Raw genomic sequence first — 18956 nt, 5'->3', positions numbered from 1 at the left:
CCCGCCGTTGTGGCCGACGCTCGACGGCCAGGACATACGCGCGAGCAGAGACCACGAATGCGAACCCATCGCCAGCCACGCCATCACCACCGGCGGCGATGCGTTCGCCAGCAGCAATCGCGACTGGCAGCAGTCACGACCGGCCGCAATCACGACCAGCCGCAATCACTACCGGCCGCAATGGCGACCGGCGGTGATGGCGACCGACGATGATGTGGGCACGTCCTCCGATGTGCGCACCAGCCATGGCCCACAGCATCAGGAGGCCTGACTGTTCGCGGCTATGCGACCTCACCGGGGCGCGATTGGTTGCTGGTGAGGACGAGGGCCGCGGTCAGCAGAGCCGCGCCGAGCAGGCCGAGGGGTGTGAGGCGCTCGCCGAGGACGAGGGCGGCCAGCGCGGCGCCGGTGAGGGGTTCGAGAAGCGCGAGGATGGCGGCGGTGCCGGGGCCCGCGTCGGGGAGGCCGCGGAAGTAGAGGGTGTAGGCGATGGCGGTCGGGACCAGGCCGAGGGCGGCGAGTAGGACGAAACTGCCCGGGGTCGGGGCGAAGGCGAAGCCGGTGGTGAGGGCCAGCGGGGCGAGTAGGGCTGCGCCGCCGGTGAATCCGAGGCCGGTGGTGGTCATCGAATCGAGGCCATCGACCGGCTGGGAGCTGATGACGGTGACCGTGGCGAAGACGGCCGCGGCCGCGACGGCGAGGGCCGCGCCGGCGAGCAGGCCGGTGGAACCGACGTCGCCGGAGGGGACGCCGACCAGCAGGGCCAGGCCGGACAGCGCGAGACCGATGGTCGCCGCTCGCCTCCGGTCGAGGACGCGTCTGCCGGTGAACTGTTCCAGCAGCGCGACCACCACGGGTGACGCACCGATGGTGACCAAGGTGGCGACGCTGACCGACGATGCCGCTACCGCACCGAAGTAGCACGCCTGGAAGGTGGCGGCGAGGACGGCGACCGCGCCGATTCTGCGCCAGGCCAGGAGGTTTCGCGGCCAAGGCCGCCGGGTTGCCGCGAGTAAGGCGACGAGCAGCAAACCGCCGACGGCGAGCCGGCAGGTGGCCACCGCGATGGGTGACAAACCGGTGGCGCGCCCCAGCAGGGTGCCGAGCAAACCGCCGGTCCCCCAGAGCATTCCGGCGCCGACAAGATAGACCAGCCCGGAACGGCCGGTCGTGGACAGGGATATGGACATGAAAGGTTGCGCTCCTGCGACAGAGAGGGATGAGGATCGCGGAAGCGAGGTGCGCATCGAATGCCGAGGTACCGCATCTTTCTCGATTGATCGCGGTCCGTCAGCCGACCCGGGTTCGCCGAAGCGAACGCGCAGGTACGCGGAACAGGCGCAATCCGCCAGGACCGGACCCGCTGACGCGAAGCAATGCAGAAAGGTCGCAATCGCTCCGAACCCCGCGTCGCCGAAGCACATACCGGGCAATACGGAAGGGCCGCAACCCCTCCGAACCCCATGTCGCCGAAGCACATACCGGGCAATGCGGAACGGACGCGATCCGTTCCGACCCGCGCGACCCCGAAGCGGACGCGGAGGTATGCGAAACGGCGCTACCGGACCCAGTCGGTCGTCAGACCGCTGGCCGGAGCGAATGCGGAAGTACGCCTACACCTCGCTCAGGAGGCGAGCGGCGGGGAAATCGGAAACGATCGGTGCACGCGGCCGAGCCTAACGCCTAGCCGCACGACTTGTCGCATGTATATCCGGCGCCCAGCGCGCAACCCCGATCCGCCACAATCTCGGCACCCACGAGGTACACCCGAGCCCACAGCCAACGCGCCGCAACAGATCCCGCCCCGGCTCGAACACCGCAAGGTTAAGCCGCCGCCCATTGCCGTTAGCGCAGCAATGAATCCACCGCAATCCTGACCACGATTTCGACACCACGAGGCACTCCCGAGCACGCAAGAACGCCCGAATTCTATGCGCCGCAACAAATCCCGTCTCAACTCGAACACCACAAGGTAGGGCCACCACCGATTGCCCCTGGCGCGCAGCAAAGAACCCACCACAATTCTGACCACGGTCTCGCGACCGGCAGCACGAGCCCTACCGCGCAACTATCGCTCGGGTATGCGCAGCAACGGATCCGCGGCGATGCGGGCGGCTGTTTCGGCATCAGACGGATAGGGGCGGGCTCGGACGATCCATTCGGAGCGCAGTTCGGGGATGGTCACCTGGTGTTCGTCCCAGTCGGTGTGCAGCCGACCGGTCCAATCCATCTCGGCGATCCCGTCCGGTTCGCCGAAGGCGCAGGCGAGGTGGTCGTTCCATGCGGAGTAGGACGTCACGAGCGTAACCGACTCCGGCACAAGCAGTTTCAGCATCCACCGGCCGTGAGCCCATTCATGGTCGCCGAGCAGCGCGTTCGCGGTGCGCCGGACGGCGCGGCCGCCAAGTCCGCGTCCCGGCCAGCACCACACCGGTGGCGCATCCCCGCAATCGATACCGCGCCTTGCCATTTCGGCCGCCATCGTCCGGTACGCCGAACGGAAGTTCGCGGACACGAGATCCCAGTCGGCGCGGTAGCGACCGCTCGCCCGCACCGCGGCAACCGCCTCGGGCGCCTGCAGCGTCCACAGCCGCACCTTATTCGCCGAGCGATCCGGCATAGCTCCGCAGCATGTCCCCGACCAGCTTCAACACCTGTTCGTCGAGCTCAGGCCGCTGATACACACCGCGCACAACCGCCTGACCGGAGAACACGTGCAGCGCCATGAAGAACATCGGCTCGCGCAGACGCTGCGGAAACTGGCTGAGCACCCCGGTGCGGTCGACCGCGGCGACGATGTCGTCGTAATAGTTCTCGACCGTCGGCGCGATCCGGGTCCGCAACTCCGCGTCCGAGCGGGCCGCGAGGTAGATCTCGCGCAACGCGTGCGTGGTGGTGTCCTGCTGCGCCGCCTGCAGGAACCGCAACGCGGTGTCGAGCGGATTCGCTTGATCCCCAATGTGTTCCATCACCACACTGAACGCGGCGAGCTGCCGGGTGACGATCGCCTCCGCGGTGCGCACGATCAGGTCGAGCCTGCTGTCGAATTGCCGGAACATGGCCCCGACGGACAATCCGGCGCGACCGCAGATCTCCTGCACGGTCGTGCGCTGGTAGCCGACCTCGCCGATCGCCGCGATCGTCGCATCGATCAGCTTGGCGACGGTGGCCGCGCGGCGTTCCTGCTGCGTCCGCCGTGGACGCGATGTTTCGGCGCTCCCGGTCATGATTACCCATCCTGCCTGCCCGGTCTCGCCCGGACGGTAGCCGGGTCAGCGTGATCGTTGACACAACGGCGGAGCGGACTCTACAGTCGACGCGCCAGTTAGGAAGCATTCGCTCTCTTTTTGCCCGAGAGCGCGCAGCGTTGCGTAGAGGTCGAGGAGTTCCAAATGAAGATGGGCACTGCCGCGGGCACCAAGAGGATGGTCGCGCACACTTGCCTGGCATTGACCGCCGGTTTGACCATGGCGATGAGCCCCATGGTGATCGGCATGGCGCACGCGGACCCGGTGCCGGTCGCGCCGCCGCTGCCGTTCCCGCTACCCCCTGCCCCGCCATACCTGGATCAGGGCTTCTACAACCCCGACCCGGCCAAGGTCGCCGCGGCACAACCAGGCGAGATCATTTCGGCACGCCAGGTCAATCTGGCCAACCTCTTCCTGATCCCGCTGAACGTGCGGGCGTGGCAGTTGTCCTATCGCAGCACCAATACGCGCGGCGAGCCGATTCCGGCGGTGGCCACGGTGATCGTGCCGTACCGGCCCGCACCCACGCCGGACCGGAATTTGGTCGCGTTCCAGTTCGCCGAGGACTCGCTCTCGCAGAACTGCGCGGCCTCGTATGTCTTGCAGATGGGCTCGCTGCCCAATCCGACGAATCCGGTGATCTCCGCGGAATTCATCGAAGTCCAGGCCATGCTGCAACTCGGCCACGCCGTCGTGGTGCCCGACCACCAAGGCCCGAACGCCGCCTACGCGGCCGGACCGCTCGGCGGCCGGATCACCCTGGACGGGATTCGAGCGGCCGAGAACTTCGCGCCGGCCGGGCTGCCCGGCACTGCGACCCGGACCGCGCTGTGGGGTTACTCGGGCGGCGCCATCCCGACCGCGCACGCGGCCGAGCTGCAACCCGAATACGCTCCGGAGCTGAACCTGGTCGGCTCCGCGGTGGGCGGCTTGATGGCCGATATCGGCATGGCCATCGATTACAACAACGCCACGTCGACCTTCGGCGGTGCGGTGCTCGGTGGATTGTTCGGTGTGGCAAACGAATACCCCGAACTGAATCAGTTCATCGAGCGGTACATGAACCCGCTCGGCAAAGGGCTGCGGGTGGTCCATCAAGGCCAGTGCGTGGCCTTGCAGTTCGCGGCCTTTCCGTTCGTGAATATCAAGGGCCTGTTCGATTACCCCGGTGACCCGATGCGCGCTCCCGAATTGCAGCCCATGCTGCAGGAATTGAGCCTCGGCCATCGCGGCACTCCCCCGTTCCCGCTGTACATCTACGAGGCGCCGCTGGACGAGGCGATGCCGGTGAACGCGGTCAACAAGCTCTACGACACCTACTGCAAGGATCCGAACGCTCAGGTCGCCTACACCCGCGAGCTGATCAGTGAGCACGGTATCGCCGCGGTATCCGGCGCCGGCTCGGCTGTGTTGTGGCTCAACGATCGGCTCAACGGCGTGCCCGCGGCACCGGGTTGCAGCAATCGCGACGTGCCGCTGCAGATCCTCGATCCCGGCGCGTTCAACGCCGTCGTCAACACCCTCGGCCAGACTCTGGCGTCCGCTCTCGGCATGCCGGTCTGACCAGCCGAAAACCCGGCCGGACCGCACGACGTCGGTACCATCGCGTCATGTCGGCTAACTTCGTGCGGTTCGGCCCGGTCGCCCTGCTGGCCCTGCTCGCGGTCAGCGCCTGCTCGAGCGGCGACTCGAAGTCCCCCTCGACCACGCCCGAGCTGGCCGGCCACACCTTCCTATCGACCGGGGTCGAGGGCACGCCGATCCCCGGCGGCGGCCCGCTGACCCTCGCCTTCAAGGACGATCGGATCGCCGCGGACGCGGGCTGCAACTCCTATTCGGGCGCGGTCACCCTCGACGATCACAAGCTGCGAGTGTCCGGCCTGGCCAGCACGCTGATGGCCTGCGCGGGCGATCGGCAGGGCGCGGACGAGTGGCTCAACGGCCTGCTGAACTCCGACCCCACCTGGCAGCTCGACGGCCCGAAGCTGACCTTGAAGTCGGACAACCTGACCGTCATCCTGCTGGACAAGAAGGTCGCTGTGCCGGACAAGCCGATCAAGGGCACCACCTGGGTCGTCACCGCGCTGATCACCTCGGACGCCCAAATCCGTTCGCAGACCATCGATGAGGTGAAACCGACGCTCACCATCGCCGAGGACGGCAGCGTCACCGGCACCGCGGGCTGCAACCGGATGACCGGCCGCGCAACCGGTCCCGACGCCGAACCGACCTTCCAGATCGCCACCACGAAGATGCTCTGCCCGGTCGAGGTGATGGACGTCGAGCAGTCGGTCCTGAAAGCGCTGGACGGCAAGACAACCGCGACCGTCGACGCGGACATCCTCACGCTGCGCAACGCCAACGGCAACGGCCTTACCCTGCGCGCGCAGTAGGGCCTTCGACGAGAAGAGCCGGACACCCGAAGGTGCCCGGCTCTTGTCGTGAAAACGGTTACGGCAGTGGACCGCCCGCGGCGATCGCGGACAGGGTGGCGAACTCGTCACCCTTCAGCGAAGCACCGCCGACCAGCGCACCATCGATATCGGACTGCCCGACCAACTCGCCGACGTTCTTGGCGTTGACCGAGCCCCCGTAGAGCACACGGACACCCGCGGCGACCTCCGCAGAGGCCAGCTCGGCCAGCTCCGCACGAATCGCGCCGCAGACCTCCTGCGCGTCCGCGGGGGTGGCCACCTTACCGGTGCCGATCGCCCAGACCGGCTCGTAGGCGATGACGACCTTCGAGATCTCCTCCGCCGTCAGGCCTTTCAGCGAACCACGCAGCTGCTCGAGGTTGTACTCGACGTGCGTCTTCGCCTCGCGCACGTTCAGGCCCTCACCGATGCAGACGATCGGGGTGATCCCGTACTTCAGCGCCTGCTTGGTTTTGGCCAGCACGAGGGCATCGTCCTCGTGGTGGTACTGCCTGCGCTCGGAGTGCCCGACCGCGACGAAGCTGCAGCCCAGTTTGGCCAGCATCGAGCCGCTGACCTCACCGGTGTAGGCACCCGAGTCGTGCGCCGAAATGTCTTGCGCCCCATAGGTGAGCAGCAGCTTGTCGCCCTCCACCAGCGTCTGCACGCTGCGCAGGTCGGTGAACGGCGGCAGCACCGAGACATCCACCTTGGCGAAGTACTTCTCCGGCAACGCGAACGCGATCTTCTGCACCAGCGCGATCGCCTCGAGATGGTTGAGGTTGAGCTTCCAGTTACCCGCGATGAGCGGCTTCCTGGCGAGAGACTTTGTCACAGTCGTAGCACTCCTCAATCTTCCAGCACTGCGATGCCCGGAAGTTCCTTGCCCTCCAGGTATTCCAGCGACGCGCCGCCGCCGGTGGAGATGTGCGAGAAACCGTCGTCGGGCAGCCCGAGCGCCCGCACGGCCGCCGCGGAGTCGCCACCGCCGACGACGGTGAACGCGCCCTTGCCGGTCGCGGTGCCGATGGCCTCGGCCACGCCCTTGGTGCCGGCCGCGAAGCTCTCGAACTCGAACACGCCCATCGGGCCGTTCCAGAACACCGTCTTAGCCTCGGTCAGCAGCGCGGCGAACCGGGAGGTCGATTCGGGACCGATGTCCAGACCCAGCCACCCATCCGGAATCTCGTGCGCCGGAACGATCTTCGAGTCCGCGTCGGCGGCGAACTTATTCGCCACCACGATGTCGCGGGGCAGGTGGATGACGTCCGCGTACCGGTCGAGCAGGTCCTTGCAGGTGTCGATCATCTCCTCCTGCAACAGCGAGGCGCCCACCGAAAGACCCTGTGCGGCAAGGAAGGTGAAGCACATGCCGCCGCCGATGACCAGCGTGTCGACCTTCGGCGCGAGCGCCTCGATGACCGCGAGCTTGTCCGAGACCTTCGACCCGCCGAGCACGACCGCGTACGGCCGCTCGGTGTCGGTCGTCAGCTTGGCCAGCACGTCGACCTCCGCCGCGACCAGCTGGCCCGCGTAGTGCGGCAGCAGCTTCGCCACGTCGTACACCGATGCCTGCTTGCGATGCACCACACCGAAGCCGTCGGAGACGAACGCGCCGTCGTCGCCGACCAGCTCGACCAGCGCGGCGGCCAGCTTGGCCCGCTGCGCGTCGTCCTTGCTGGTCTCGCGCGGATCGAAGCGGATGTTCTCCAGCAGCAGGACATCGCCGTCGGTCAGCCCCTCGGAGCGCGCGAGCGCGTCCCCGCCGACCACGTCACCGGCGAGCTGGACGTTGCGGCCCAGTTCCTCGGACAATTTCGCGGCGACCGGAGCCAGCGAGAGCTTCGCGTCCCGCTCGCCCTTGGGCCGGCCGAGGTGCGCGGTGACGACCACCTTCGCGCCGGCCTCGGCCAGCGCCTTGATGGTCGGCACGGACGCGATGATCCGGCCGGGGTCGGTGATCTGGCCGTTGTCGTCGAGGGGGACGTTCAGGTCGGAGCGCACGAGCACGCCCCGGCCTTCGACACCCTCGCTGAGCAGATCGTCGAGAGTCTTGATCGTCATGGCCTTCAGAGCGACTTGCCGACGAGGCCGATGAGGTCGGCGAGACGGTTCGAGTAGCCCCACTCGTTGTCGTACCAGCCGACCACCTTCACCTGGTCGTCGATGACCTTGGTCAGCGGCGCGTCGTAGATGCAGGAGTGCGGGTCGGTGACGATGTCGCTGGACACGATCGGGTCCACGTTGTACTTGAGGTAGCCCTTCAGCGCGCCCGCGGCGGCGGCCTGGTAGGCGGCGTTGATCTCGTCGATCGAGGCCGACTTGGCCAGCTTGACCGTGAGGTCGGTGACCGAGCCCGTCGGGACCGGCACGCGCAGCGCGTAACCGTCCAGCTTGCCCTGCAACTCGGGGAGCACCAGGCCGATGGCCTTCGCGGCGCCGGTGCCGGTGGGCACGATGTTCAGCGCGGCGGCGCGGGCGCGGCGCAGGTCGGCGTGCGGCGCGTCCTGCAGGTTCTGGTCCTGCGTGTACGCGTGGATGGTGGTCATCAGGCCACGCTCGATACCGAAGGCATCGTGCAGCACCTTGGCCAGCGGGCCGAGGCAGTTGGTGGTGCACGAGGCGTTGGAGATGATGTTCTGGCTGCCGTCGTACTTGTCGTCGTTGACGCCCATGACCACGGTCAGGTCCTCACCCTTGGCGGGTGCGGAGATGATGACCTTCTTGGCGCCGGACGCGAGGTGGCCCTTGGCCTTGGTCGCGTCGGTGAAGATGCCGGTCGACTCCACGACCACGTCGACGCCCAGGTCGCCCCACGGCAGCGCCGACGGGCCCTCCTTGATGGCCAGCGCCTTGAGCCGCTGGTCACCGACCACGATGGTGTCCTCGCCGTCGAGCGAGACATCCTGCGGCAGGCGGCCGAGGATCGAGTCGTACTTGAGCAGGGTCGCGAGCGTCGCGTTGTCGGTGAGGTCGTTGACCGCGACGATCTCGATGTCGGTGGTGCCCAGCGCCTTCTGCGCCTCCACCGCCCGGAAGAAGTTACGTCCGATACGACCGAAGCCGTTGATGCCTACCCGGACAGTCACGTTATCGCTCCTCAGCTTTCAAGCGGATCATTCCGATGTCTAGTAACAGTAGTGCCCACCCGTTACCGCACTAACATGCACCTGGCCACACCAACACGGTAACCAGCGAAATCAATTACCGATCGGTCTGTTTCCTCACACTACGGCCCACCTACCTGCACCGCAGCCCGGTCAACCACCCTGGCAATCCGATCCGGTTACCCATCCCGGACACGAAAAACGTCCGTCGCCGGCGCCCACTCGCTCGCGAGAATCCGCGCCGTGGCTCGCGAATCCGCGCCGGAAACAGCGCGAGACGGTCGGCGCAGATCCAGAGTCGGGAGTGCGGATCGGGCGCTTCTGGTGTGCTGGCGAAGTCAGCGCCCGTCCCGTGACGGGGTGCGCGTGACAGACATCCGGCCGGGTGGCCCCTGAGGGCACCCGGCCGGATGACGGCTTCGTCAGGCCTCGTCGAGTAGCTCGGCGGTTACGGCCGACTCGGTGTCGGGGATGCCGAGCTCCTTGGCTCGCCGGTCCGCCATCGACAGCAGACGCCGAATCCGGCCCGCCACAGCGTCTTTCGTCATCGGCGGGTCGGCCAGCTGGCCGAGCTCCTCCAGCGACGCCTGACGGTGCTGCACGCGCAGCTTCCCCGCGGCCGCGAGATGGTCGGGCACGTCGTCGCTGAGGATCTCCAGCGCGCGCTCCACCCTGGCGGCCGCGGCGACCGCGGCCCTGGCCGAGCGGCGCAGGTTGGCGTCGTCGAAGTTGGCCAGCCGGTTCGCGGTGGCCCGCACCTCGCGGCGCAGCCTGCGCTCCTCCCAGACGATCCGGGTGCCGTGCGCACCCATCCGGGTGAGCAGCGCGCCGATCGCCTCGCCGTCGCGCACCACGACCCGATCGGTGCCGCGCACCTCCCGTGCCTTGGCGGTGATGCCCAGCCTGCGGGCCGCGCCGACGAGCGCGAGCGCCGCCTCCGGGCCCGGGCAGCTGACCTCCAGCGCGGACGAACGGCCCGGCTCGGTGAGCGAGCCGTGCGCGAGAAACGCTCCGCGCCAAGCGGCTTCGGCGTCCGCGATGCTGCCGCCGACCACCTGGGCGGGCAGGCCGCGCACCGGACGACCGCGCACATCGAGCAGCCCGGTCTGCCGGGCCAGCGCCTCGCCCTCCTTGGACACGCGCACCACGTAGCGGGAGGTCTTGCGCAGACCACCCGCGCCGAGCACGTGCACATCGGAGCCGTAGCCGTATAGCTCGAAGATCTCCCGGCGCAGCCTGCGGGCGATGGAACCCATGTCCACCTCGGCCTCGACGATCACCCGCCCGCCGACGATGTGCAGCCCGCCCGCAAAACGCAGCAATGCGGACAGTTCCGCCTTGCGGGAACTGACTTGCGACACCGTGAGCCTGCTCAGCTCGTCTTTCACATCGGCTGTCATCGCCACGAGACGCGCTCCTTTCCACCCAACCCGGAACGCACATCCTGACCCATGTGCCGTCCCTCGACTCGAAGCCCTGCCATTTGCGGCCGAGGTTGCCGGATCAGTTGATCCAGTGCGGCGGCAAGCTTTCCGGGGTGATGCCGGTCCGTCCCCGCCTCGGCGACATCGGAGAAGGTTACCCGTGCGCGCAGCTGTTCGGCGGCTCTCGCCACATGTTCTCTTTCGCGACCCTCGGGCACCGACCCGGAATCGACCAAAACTTCGTCGACCACGAATTCCGGTGCGTGCTGGGACAATACATGCAGGTGCCGTTCGGCGGAGAAACCCGCCGTTTCGCCGGGCTCGGCGGCGAGATTCAGCACCAGAACTTTTCTGGCTCGGGTGTACACCAGCGCCTCTCGTAGTTCGGGGACGAGCACATGGGGGATGACGCTGGTGAACCAGGAACCTGGTCCGAGAACGACCACATCGGCGTGTTCGATGGCCGAGGTGGCTTCTTGACTGGCCGGCGGATCGGACGGGATCAGCCGTACGCGGCGGACTTTACCGGGCGTGGTCGCGATGGCGACCTGGCCGCGAATGCAGCGGCTGACCCGCGGATCCGCTTCCAGCCCAGCCACATCCGCTTCGATGTCGAGCGCGATCGGCGACATCGGCAGCACCCGTCCGGTGATGCGCAACAGCTTCGCGACCTCGTCGAGGGCAGCGACCGGGTCGCCCAGCACCTCGGTCAGCCCGGCCAGGATGAGGTTGCCGACCGAGTGACCGGCGAGCGCGCCGGTGCCGCCGAAGCGGTGCTGCACGGTCTGGGTCCAGATGCCGTCAGGGTCCGCGGCCAGGGCGGCGAGCGCCATCCGCAGGTCGCCGGGGGGCAACACGCCTAGTTCGGCGCGTAGGCGACCGGACGAACCGCCGTCGTCGGCCACCGTGACGACCGCGCTGATCTTCCTGGTCAACCGCCGGACCGCGGTCAGCGTCGCGTATAGGCCGTGCCCGCCGCCCAGCGCCACTATCGCCGGGTCGGATTCCCAACCAGTCATTCGCGCCCCAGATCCCGATGCACGACCCGCACCACGTCGGCGGATCCCTCGGGCACGCCGGCGCCCTCGCTCATCAGTTCGCCGAGCGCCTCGGCGATCGCCACGCTGCGGTGCTTGCCTCCGGTGCAGCCCACTGCCACCGTCATGTATCGCTTCCCCTCTTGGCGGTACCCGTTCATGGTCAGCTCGACCAGGTGGTGGCAGGTACGCAGGTAATCGTCCGCGCCGGGGCGCGACAGCACGTACTCGCTCACCACCGATTCCTGACCAGTGTGTTCCCGCAATTCCGGTATCCAATGTGGATTAGGTAGAAAACGCACATCCAACACCATGTCGGCGTCGAGTGGAACCCCATGTTTGAAGCCGAAGGACTGCACGGTGAGCTGTAAGGCGCTCGGCACGCCGCCGCCGAAGGCCTCCTCCAGCTTGCGGTGCAGCTGGTGGATGGACAGTTCGGTGGTGTCGATGACCAGATCCGCCGCGGTTTTCACGGCCGAGAGCCGGATCCGTTCGGCGGCGATGCCCGCCGAGAGCGTGCCGTCCTTGCTCTCGCTCTGCAGCGGATGCCTGCGCCGGGCGAAGCCGAAGCGCCGGATCAGCACGTCGTCGGAGGCCTCGAGGAACAGCACCTTGGTTTCGATGCCGAGCTTGTGCAATTGGTCGGTGACCACCGAGAGATCGCCGGTGAAGAACCGGCTGCGCACGTCCATCACCAAGGCGAGACTGCGGATCGGCGGTTCGGCGGAGGCGCCCAGTTCGACCATCCGGCCGATCAGTTCCGGCGGCAGGTTGTCGGCCACGTACCAGCCGAGGTCCTCGAGCACGCGGGCCGCGGTACCGCGGCCCGCGCCGGATAGTCCGGTCACGATGACGACTTCGACCTGCGGGTTCGCCGCTGCGACAGCGCTCGAGGGGCCGGCCCGCCCCTCGGTCTGTCGCGGATTACCCGCAGTGTTGTTCGATTCGACGCGTGTCATGTCCTATGGGATCCGTCTCTTGGGTACCTCTCGAATCATCCCGCACCGGTCCCGGTATCGGGCGCAGACATGCGTGATTACCTTCCGCAGAGCAACTGAGTGGTTCACAAACCTGGGATGGAACGGTACCGAGGATATAGGTGGATGGCAGGGAAGCAGATGATTCCGATGTTTCTCAGCCTCCCTGCAGGGCAGCGAGTACGGCTTTCGCGGTCGCCAGCCCGATGCCGGGGACCTCGGTGATCTCCTCCACCGTGGCCTGTTTCAGCTTCGCGACCGAACCGAAATGGGTAACCAGCGCGGTTCGGCGCGCCGCACCGAGCCCGGGGACCGAGTCCAGCGCCGACGCGGTCATCCGGCGGGAACGTTTGCTGCGGTGGAAGGTGATGGCGAACCGGTGCGCCTCGTCACGGACTCGTTGCAGCAGGAACAGGGCCTCGCTGTTGCGCGGCATGATCACCGGGTCGCTCTCCCCCGGCACCCAGACCTCTTCGAGACGTTTGGCCAGGCCGATCACCGCCACGTCGGTGATGCCGAGTTCGTCGAGCACCTCGGCGGCGGCCGCGACCTGGGGCGCGCCGCCGTCGACCACGTACAGGTTGGGCGGGTAGGCGAACTTGCGCGGGCGGCCCGTATCCGGGTCGATGCCCGGGCGGGACAGGAGATCCGCTGTGTCGTCGGCGTTTTCGGCCGCCTGGTCCTCGGTGGCCATCAGGTCGCGTTCCTTCTGCAATTTGTAGAACCGCCGCCTGGTCACCTCCCGGATGCTGCCGACGTCGTCGGAGCGGCCGTCGCCGGCCGCCTCCTTGATCGTGTAGTGCCGGTACTCGGACTTGCGGGCCAGGCCGTCCTCGAACACCACCAGCGAGGCGACCACGTCGGTGCCCTGCACGTGGCTGATGTCCACACATTCGATCCGCAGCGGGGCGCTGTCGAGTTCGAGCGCGTCCTGAATGGCTTGCAGCGCAGCCGATCTCGAGGTCAGGTCGCCCGCGCGCTTGAGTTTGTGCTGTTGCAGCGCCTCCATCGCGTTGCGCTGCACGGTCTCGGCCAGGGCCTTCTTATCGCCGCGCTGCGGCACGCGCAGCTGCACGGCCGAGCCGCGCAGGTTGGACAGCCACTCCTGGAGCTGGTCGGTGTCGGCGGGGAGTTCGGGGACCAGCACCTCGCGCGGGACCACGGTGGCGGGCTGCTCGGATTCGCCGAGTTCGGCCACCGCGACCTGTTCGCCGTAGAACTGGGTGAGGAACTGTTCGACCAGCACGGCCAGCTCGCTGCCCGCCTCGGGCGCGTCGATGGCGTCGCCGGATTTGTCCACCACCCAGCCGCGCTGACCACGGACCCGGCCGTCGCGGACGTGGAAGATCTGCACCGCCGCCTCCAGCTCGTCGGTGGCGAAGGCGATCACGTCGGCATCGGTGCCGGTGCCGAGCACGACCGCCTGCTTCTCCAGCGCGCGGCGCAGGGCCTGGACATCGTCGCGCAGGCGGGCGGCGTTCTCGAAGTCCAGGTCTTCGGCGGCGTCCTGCATGCGGCGCTCCAGCTGCCGCACCATGCGGTCGGTGCGGCCGGCCAGGAAGTCGCAGAAGTCCTCGACGATCTGGCGGTGTTCGTCGGCGCTGACCCTGCCGATGCACGGCGCGGAGCACTTGTCGATGTAGCCGAGCAGGCAGGGCCTGCCGATCTGGTTGTGCCGCTTGAACACTCCGTTGGAGCAGGTGCGCGCCGGGAACACGCGCAGCAGCAGGTCCAGGGTTTCCCGGATCGCCCAGGCGTGCGCGTACGGGCCGAAGTAGCGCACGCCCTTCTTGCGCGCGCCGCGGTAGACGAACAGGCGCGGGAACTCTTCGTTGAGCGTCACCGCGAGCACCGGGTACGACTTGTCGTCGCGGTAGCGCACGTTGAAGCGGGGGTCGAATTCCTTGATCCAGTTGTATTCGAGCTGTAGCGCCTCCACCTCGGTGGAGACGACCGTCCACTCCACGCTCGCGGCGGTGGTCACCATCTGCCGCGTACGCGGATGCAAGGAGGCGACGTCGGCGAAGTACGAGTTCAGCCTGCTGCGCAGGCTTTTTGCCTTGCCGACGTAGATGACCTGCCGATGTGCGTCCCGGAACTTGTACACCCCGGGTTCGACCGGAATCGTGCCCGGCTTGGGCCGGTACGTCGCTGGATCTGCCACCCGTCAAGCCTATCGAGCAGGTCCGACAGGTCCGCAGCTACGGCTCGCCGTCGAACCAGTGCTTCGCTTCGGGGCGGGTGAGCTGGTAGACGACGACCATCGATGCGCCGAGCGAATACAGCACGGCGACAATCCATTGCGCGAACGGTACGTCGAGTGGATGGGTCTGCCAGCCGACCACGGCTTGGGCGAGCGCCAGGCTGATCGCCAGGATCCGCACGCCGCTCGCGCCGCGGGCGAATCCGCCGGCGACGAGGGCGAGCAGCCAGCTGAACAGGAACTGGATCGCCGCGCCTCCGGCGGCCTCGGCGCCGAGCATCAGGCCCATGAGGATCGCGTAGACGAGGCCGAATCCCGCCAGGCCCCAGGTGGCTTCGCGCGCTTCCCTGGCCGGCGCGGGCAGCTCGGTCAGCGCCCATAATCGCTCGGCTACGGCTAAATCATCGTCTGAAGACTCAGCGCCCACGGCGCCCCCACTTCCCGATCCACACGCTCGGCCCGAATCGACGGGCGCGGGCAGAACGGTAGATCACCGGGACGAGTCGGACAACCCGGACGTGGTAACCGTTATTCGACGGCGATCAGCCGTTCATTCGCCGCGCGAAAGCCCGTGCTGGCGTAGCGCGTCCAGCAGGCCGGTCGGGCGTTGCTCGGTCGGCACCGGATCTACCAGGGCGAAGCGACAGCCGAGCGCGGTCGCGCCGCCGTCCGCCTCGGCGCTGTCGCCGACCATCAGGGCGGCGTCGGGTTCGACGCCGAGTTTGCCGAGGGTGGCGGCGAAGATGCGCGGATCGGGTTTGATCGCGCCGATCTCGAAGGAGAGGGCGAAGGCGTCGACGTAGCGGTCCCAGTTGCGGGAGACGAACGCCGGGCGGATGTCGAAAGCGATATTGCTGACGACGGCGACCTGAATGCCTTGGCCCGCAAGCAGAGTCAGCACCTCGTCGACGTCCGGGTAGGGCGTCCAGGCCAGGGGATCGATCAGGCGGCGGTAGAGGAATTCCGCCTGGTCCGCGGTGGGCACGCCGGATTTGGTCAGAACCTCGAGGTAGGCCTGCCGATGCAGTTTCGGGTCCAGGTCGCGGTGGTCCCACGCGTATTGGCCCTGCGGGCCGAACTGCACGAGTTGCTCGACCGGTGCCGTCATCCGGCGCAGCAGTTCCGCCTTCTCGTGCACGTCGAAGGCTCGGCCGTCGGCCGTGACCAGCTCATCACCCCACCAATCCTTCTCCTCCAGTCGAAACAACGTCCCGGAATAGTCGAAGAGCACCGCCTCGATGGTCACCGCACCAGCGTACCGACGGGTCCGTCGCGGACGAGGTCGTCGCAGGCCAGCGCGGTGCCCCCGGCGAATCCGGGCGACAACCGGTGGCGCGCAACCGAGTTCATCCGGAGCCGGCGCGTCCACTCGGCACCGTGGGCGCAGGTCGCCGACCGGTCCGGTCCGTGGAATCCCCGCCGACGGCGACTGCCGCGCCGGGCGCCGCGTAGGTGCGACAAATTTCTCCCGCGTTGTCGGTGCCGGGCGTTAGAGTCCCCCCATGAGGCGCACGCGAGGTACGTGGACGGGTGTGGCGGCGGCGTTGCTGCTCGCCCTCGGGACGGTGACGGCTTGTTCGTCCGACGAGGACAAGGCGAGCAACGTCTGCGACACGGTGCCGAACGGCACGCCGGTGGCCGCGACGTCACCCGGCGCGCCGGCCGGTAAGACGCCGGACATCAGCACCAACCCGGAGATCGCCACGGGTTACCGATCCGCGATGACGCCCGTGCACACGAAGACGTTCGCGGTATCGACGGCGAACCCGGTGTCGACCAAGGCGGCGTGCGCGGTGCTGCGCGACGGCGGCACCGCAGCCGACGCGCTGATCGCGGCGCAGGCCGTGCTCGGCCTGGTGGAGCCGCAGGCCTCCGGCATCGGCGGCGGCTCGTTCCTGCTGTATTACGACGCCGCGGCGAAGACCGTCGACGCCTATGACGGGCGCGAGGTCGCGCCCGCCGCCGCCACCGAGAACTACCTGCGCTGGGTCGACGACGCCAACCGGACCGAGCCGAAGCCGAACGCGCGAGCCAGCGGCCGGTCCATCGGCGTGCCGGGGGTGCTGCGCATGCTGGAGATGGCCCACCGCGACCACGGCAAGACCGGCTGGCGCGAGCTGTTCGATCCGGCCATCGGCCTCGCCGATCGCGGCTTCCCGATCAGTCCCCGATTCGCCGGGCAGATCGCGGAGTCGGCCAAGGATCTCGCCCGCGACGACGCCGCGAAGGCCTACTTCCTCAACCCGGACGGCACCGCCAAGGCCGCCGACACCGTGCTGACCAACCCGGCCATGTCGAAAACCTTGAGCGCCATCGCCGCAGACGGCGCCAACGCCTTCTACACCGGCGCCATCGCCCGCGACATCGTCGACGCCGCCACCACGACCTCCGGCGACCGCACCCCGAGCCTGATCACCACCGCCGACCTGGCGAACTACCAGGCGAAGAAGCGCACCGCCCTCTGCACCACCTACCGCACCCACGAGATCTGCGGCATGCCCGCCCCGTCCTCCGGTGGCAGCACGGTCGCCGCGACCCTCGGCATCCTGGAGAACTTCGACCTCGCCGCGTTGCCCCCGGACAATCTCGGCGCCGGCACCGACGCGCGCAACGGCGGCAAGCCGAAGGCCGATGCGGTGCACCTCATCGCGGAGGCCGAGCGGCTCGCCTACGCCGACCGCAACAAGTACGTGGCCGACCCGGATTTCATTCCGCTGCCCGGTAATTCGATCCAGACCCTGCTGAACAAGGATTACCTCAAGCAGCGTGCGGCCCTGATCGACCGCGGCCACAGCATGGGTACCGCACAGCCCGGCGACTTCGGACCGGTCCCGGTCGGCATCGGCCCGCAGCCGCCCGAGCACGGCACCAGCCACATCTCCGTGGTGGACAAGTACGGCAACGCCGCGTCGATGACCACCACGGTGGAATCCGCGTTCGGCTCGTTCCACCTGGTCGACGGCTTCGTGCTGAACAACCAGCTCACCGACTTCTCCGCCGACCCGCTCGGCACCGACGGCGCACCGGTCGCGAATCGCGTCCAGCCCAACAAGCGCCCGCGCAGCTCGATGGCCCCCACCCTGGTCTTCGACAAGTCCGCCGACGGCACCCGCGGCCAGCTCACCCACGTCACCGGCTCCCCCGGCGGCTCGGTGATCATCCAGTTCGTCGTGAAAACACTGATCGGCATGCTCGATTGGGGCTTGGACCCGCAACAGGCCGTGTCCGCGTTGTCCTTCGGCGCGGGCAACGCCCCCGCCACCGGCCTCGGCGGCGAACACCCCAGCATCAACACCGCCGACAACGGCAACAACGACGCCCTGGTCACTCGCCTGCGCCAACTGGGCCACCAGGTTTCGGTGGCCCCGCAGTCCAGCGGCCTGAGCGCCATCCAACGCGAACCCGACGGCTGGATCGGCGGCGCCGACCCCCGCCGCGAGGGCGCGGTCCTCGGCGACACGCGCTGACCCGATCCGGCCACCAGGACCCACCCGAGCTCGCGCCTTCAGAGGCGTGTGCAACGCAGAGGATCCGCACTCCCTTTCGGGATCCGTTCTCGCTATAGGGCGCTAGTCAGAGTACGAACCTCGAGAGCGGGTGCGGATTTCGCTGAAACCAGCGCGCCTCGTCCGGCGCTAGCCCACGGGACCAATCTCGAGAGAGGGTGCGGACTTCGCTGAAACCAGCGCGCCTCGCCCGGGGCTAGCCCACGGGACGAGTCTCGAGAGAGGGTGCGGATTTCGCTGAATTGGGCGCGCCTCGCCCGGAGTTAGCCCACGGGACGGATCTCTAGAGCAGGTCCGGATTTCGCTGAAACTGGCGCGCCTCGTCCGGGGGTCAGCCCACGGGACGGGTCTCGAGGAGGATGCAGATTTCTCGAAAGAGGGCGGTGCCTTGCCCAGAGCGTTGGTCCGGTGCGGATCCCGAGAGACGGGTGCGGATCTCGGGATCCTTGGAGTCAGCGGGATAACAGCATCGGGTAGACCACGGGACCGTGGTCGATGGGGAGTTCACCCTGTTGGACGAAGCCGAAGCGCTGATAGAAGGACAGGCTGGCGCGGGTGTTGGAGACTACGAAGCAGGGTTCGGCGGAGGTGGCGAGGCGTTGTTCGAGCAGGGCCGATGCGAAGCCCCGGCGCTGAGCATCCGGGTGGGTGCCGACCGCGGCCAGATAGAGGTGCGGGGTGGCCGGGCGCACGTCTTCCATCTGCCGCGAAGCCGCGAGGGCGCGCGGCAGGCTGCCCTTCAGGGTGCGGAACAGGCTGAACGGCTTGGCAATCGACGACACGATGCCAGCCGGTTCCCACAGCGCGACGCTGACGATGTTCCCGTTCTCGTCGCACGCCGAGTCGACCATGCCGGTCTCGGCGCGCGACGCGATGCGCGAATCCCAGAACGACGGCAACGCCTGCTGCCGGATCGCCGGACGCGGCCAGAGATAGGTCATCAGCGGATCCTCGGCGAAGGCCGCCGCAAGGACGAGCGCACCGGTCTGCATACTTGAAGATTAACGGGCAAACGCATCGCTACCCCACCACGCGGCCCC

The 18956-nt window shown here is 68.0% G+C and carries 17 protein-coding genes; 4 read left to right on the top strand and 13 right to left on the bottom strand.

The genetic code is table 11. The annotated features are described in order from the left end of the window. Positions 1–7: 7 nt before the first annotated feature. Positions 8–271 (top strand): hypothetical protein, encoded by a 264-nt coding sequence (locus ACFYO1_RS09230; protein WP_387228685.1) that lies wholly within the window; start codon positions 8–10, stop codon positions 269–271. A 10-nt stretch (positions 272–281) separates the two neighbouring features. On the opposite strand, the gene ACFYO1_RS09225 is transcribed toward ACFYO1_RS09230, so the two are convergent. The 3 genes from ACFYO1_RS09225 to ACFYO1_RS09215 form a co-directional block, all read right to left on the bottom strand. After that, positions 282–1190, bottom strand: a complete 909-nt coding sequence (locus ACFYO1_RS09225; protein WP_387228683.1) for an EamA family transporter — start codon at positions 1188–1190, stop codon at positions 282–284. A gap of 878 nt (positions 1191–2068) precedes the next feature. Further along, complete coding sequence (locus ACFYO1_RS09220) at positions 2069–2620, bottom strand: hypothetical protein (protein ID WP_387228681.1); 552 nt, start codon at positions 2618–2620, stop codon at positions 2069–2071. Further along, a complete protein-coding gene (locus tag ACFYO1_RS09215) occupies positions 2598–3227 on the bottom strand; it encodes a TetR/AcrR family transcriptional regulator (protein WP_387228680.1) in 630 nt (209 codons plus the stop codon). The genes ACFYO1_RS09220 and ACFYO1_RS09215 overlap by 23 nt, the downstream gene beginning before the upstream one ends. A gap of 165 nt (positions 3228–3392) precedes the next feature. Here ACFYO1_RS09215 and ACFYO1_RS09210 point away from each other — a divergent pair, with 165 nt between their 5' ends. Together ACFYO1_RS09210 and ACFYO1_RS09205 are read left to right on the top strand one after the other, a co-directional pair. Continuing rightward, positions 3393–4811: a lipase family protein gene (locus tag ACFYO1_RS09210; protein WP_387228678.1), complete on the top strand. Its 1419-nt coding sequence runs from the start codon at positions 3393–3395 to the stop codon at positions 4809–4811. A 47-nt stretch (positions 4812–4858) separates the two neighbouring features. Continuing rightward, positions 4859–5641 carry an META domain-containing protein gene (locus tag ACFYO1_RS09205; RefSeq protein WP_387228676.1) on the top strand — a complete coding sequence of 261 codons (783 nt, stop codon included), beginning with the start codon at positions 4859–4861 and terminating at the stop codon, positions 5639–5641. A gap of 58 nt (positions 5642–5699) precedes the next feature. Here ACFYO1_RS09205 and tpiA read toward each other — a convergent pair whose 3' ends face one another. The 9 genes from tpiA to ACFYO1_RS09160 form a co-directional block, all read right to left on the bottom strand. After that, positions 5700–6497 (bottom strand): triose-phosphate isomerase, encoded by a 798-nt coding sequence (tpiA, locus tag ACFYO1_RS09200; RefSeq protein WP_387228673.1) that lies wholly within the window; start codon positions 6495–6497, stop codon positions 5700–5702. A 14-nt stretch (positions 6498–6511) separates the two neighbouring features. Then, positions 6512–7726: a phosphoglycerate kinase gene (locus ACFYO1_RS09195; RefSeq protein WP_387228671.1), complete on the bottom strand. Its 1215-nt coding sequence runs from the start codon at positions 7724–7726 to the stop codon at positions 6512–6514. Between the two features lie 5 nt (positions 7727–7731). Then, on the bottom strand, positions 7732–8751 hold the full coding sequence (gene gap, locus ACFYO1_RS09190; protein ID WP_387228669.1) for a type I glyceraldehyde-3-phosphate dehydrogenase: 1020 nt from the start codon (positions 8749–8751) through the stop codon (positions 7732–7734). A 440-nt stretch (positions 8752–9191) separates the two neighbouring features. After that, positions 9192–10175, bottom strand: a complete 984-nt coding sequence (gene whiA, locus ACFYO1_RS09185; protein ID WP_040736336.1) for a DNA-binding protein WhiA — start codon at positions 10173–10175, stop codon at positions 9192–9194. Next, positions 10166–11212 carry a uridine diphosphate-N-acetylglucosamine-binding protein YvcK gene (gene yvcK / locus ACFYO1_RS09180; RefSeq protein ID WP_387228666.1) on the bottom strand — a complete coding sequence of 349 codons (1047 nt, stop codon included), beginning with the start codon at positions 11210–11212 and terminating at the stop codon, positions 10166–10168. Before yvcK ends, whiA begins: the two co-directional genes overlap by 10 nt. Then, positions 11209–12189 carry an RNase adapter RapZ gene (gene rapZ / locus ACFYO1_RS09175; protein WP_387228665.1) on the bottom strand — a complete coding sequence of 327 codons (981 nt, stop codon included), beginning with the start codon at positions 12187–12189 and terminating at the stop codon, positions 11209–11211. The genes yvcK and rapZ overlap by 4 nt, the downstream gene beginning before the upstream one ends. 175 nt (positions 12190–12364) lie before the next feature. After that, entirely contained in the window at positions 12365–14371 is a 2007-nt protein-coding gene (gene uvrC, locus ACFYO1_RS09170; protein ID WP_387228662.1) for an excinuclease ABC subunit UvrC, read from the bottom strand. Positions 14372–14408: 37 nt separating this feature from the next. After that, positions 14409–14837, bottom strand: a complete 429-nt coding sequence (locus ACFYO1_RS09165) for a hypothetical protein (RefSeq protein ID WP_387228660.1) — start codon at positions 14835–14837, stop codon at positions 14409–14411. Positions 14838–14960: 123 nt separating this feature from the next. Continuing rightward, complete coding sequence (locus ACFYO1_RS09160; protein WP_387228658.1) at positions 14961–15656, bottom strand: HAD family hydrolase; 696 nt, start codon at positions 15654–15656, stop codon at positions 14961–14963. 256 nt (positions 15657–15912) lie between these two features. Here ACFYO1_RS09160 and ACFYO1_RS09155 point away from each other — a divergent pair, with 256 nt between their 5' ends. Next, on the top strand, positions 15913–17877 hold the full coding sequence (locus ACFYO1_RS09155; protein ID WP_387228656.1) for a gamma-glutamyltransferase family protein: 1965 nt from the start codon (positions 15913–15915) through the stop codon (positions 17875–17877). A 491-nt stretch (positions 17878–18368) separates the two neighbouring features. Here the strand turns inward: ACFYO1_RS09155 and ACFYO1_RS09150 are convergent, their stop codons facing one another. Further along, the gene (locus ACFYO1_RS09150) at positions 18369–18908 is read right to left on the bottom strand and encodes a GNAT family N-acetyltransferase (protein ID WP_387228654.1); all 540 of its coding nucleotides are present in this window, start codon (positions 18906–18908) and stop codon (positions 18369–18371) included. Positions 18909–18956: the final 48 nt, after the last annotated feature.

The sequence above is a fragment of the Nocardia sp. NPDC006044 genome (genome assembly GCF_042871115.1).
In the GTDB taxonomy this organism is placed as follows: domain Bacteria; phylum Actinomycetota; class Actinomycetes; order Mycobacteriales; family Mycobacteriaceae; genus Nocardia.
The sequence above is the reverse complement of the archived record's forward strand: the minus strand, read 5'-3'. Positions and strand labels throughout refer to the sequence as shown.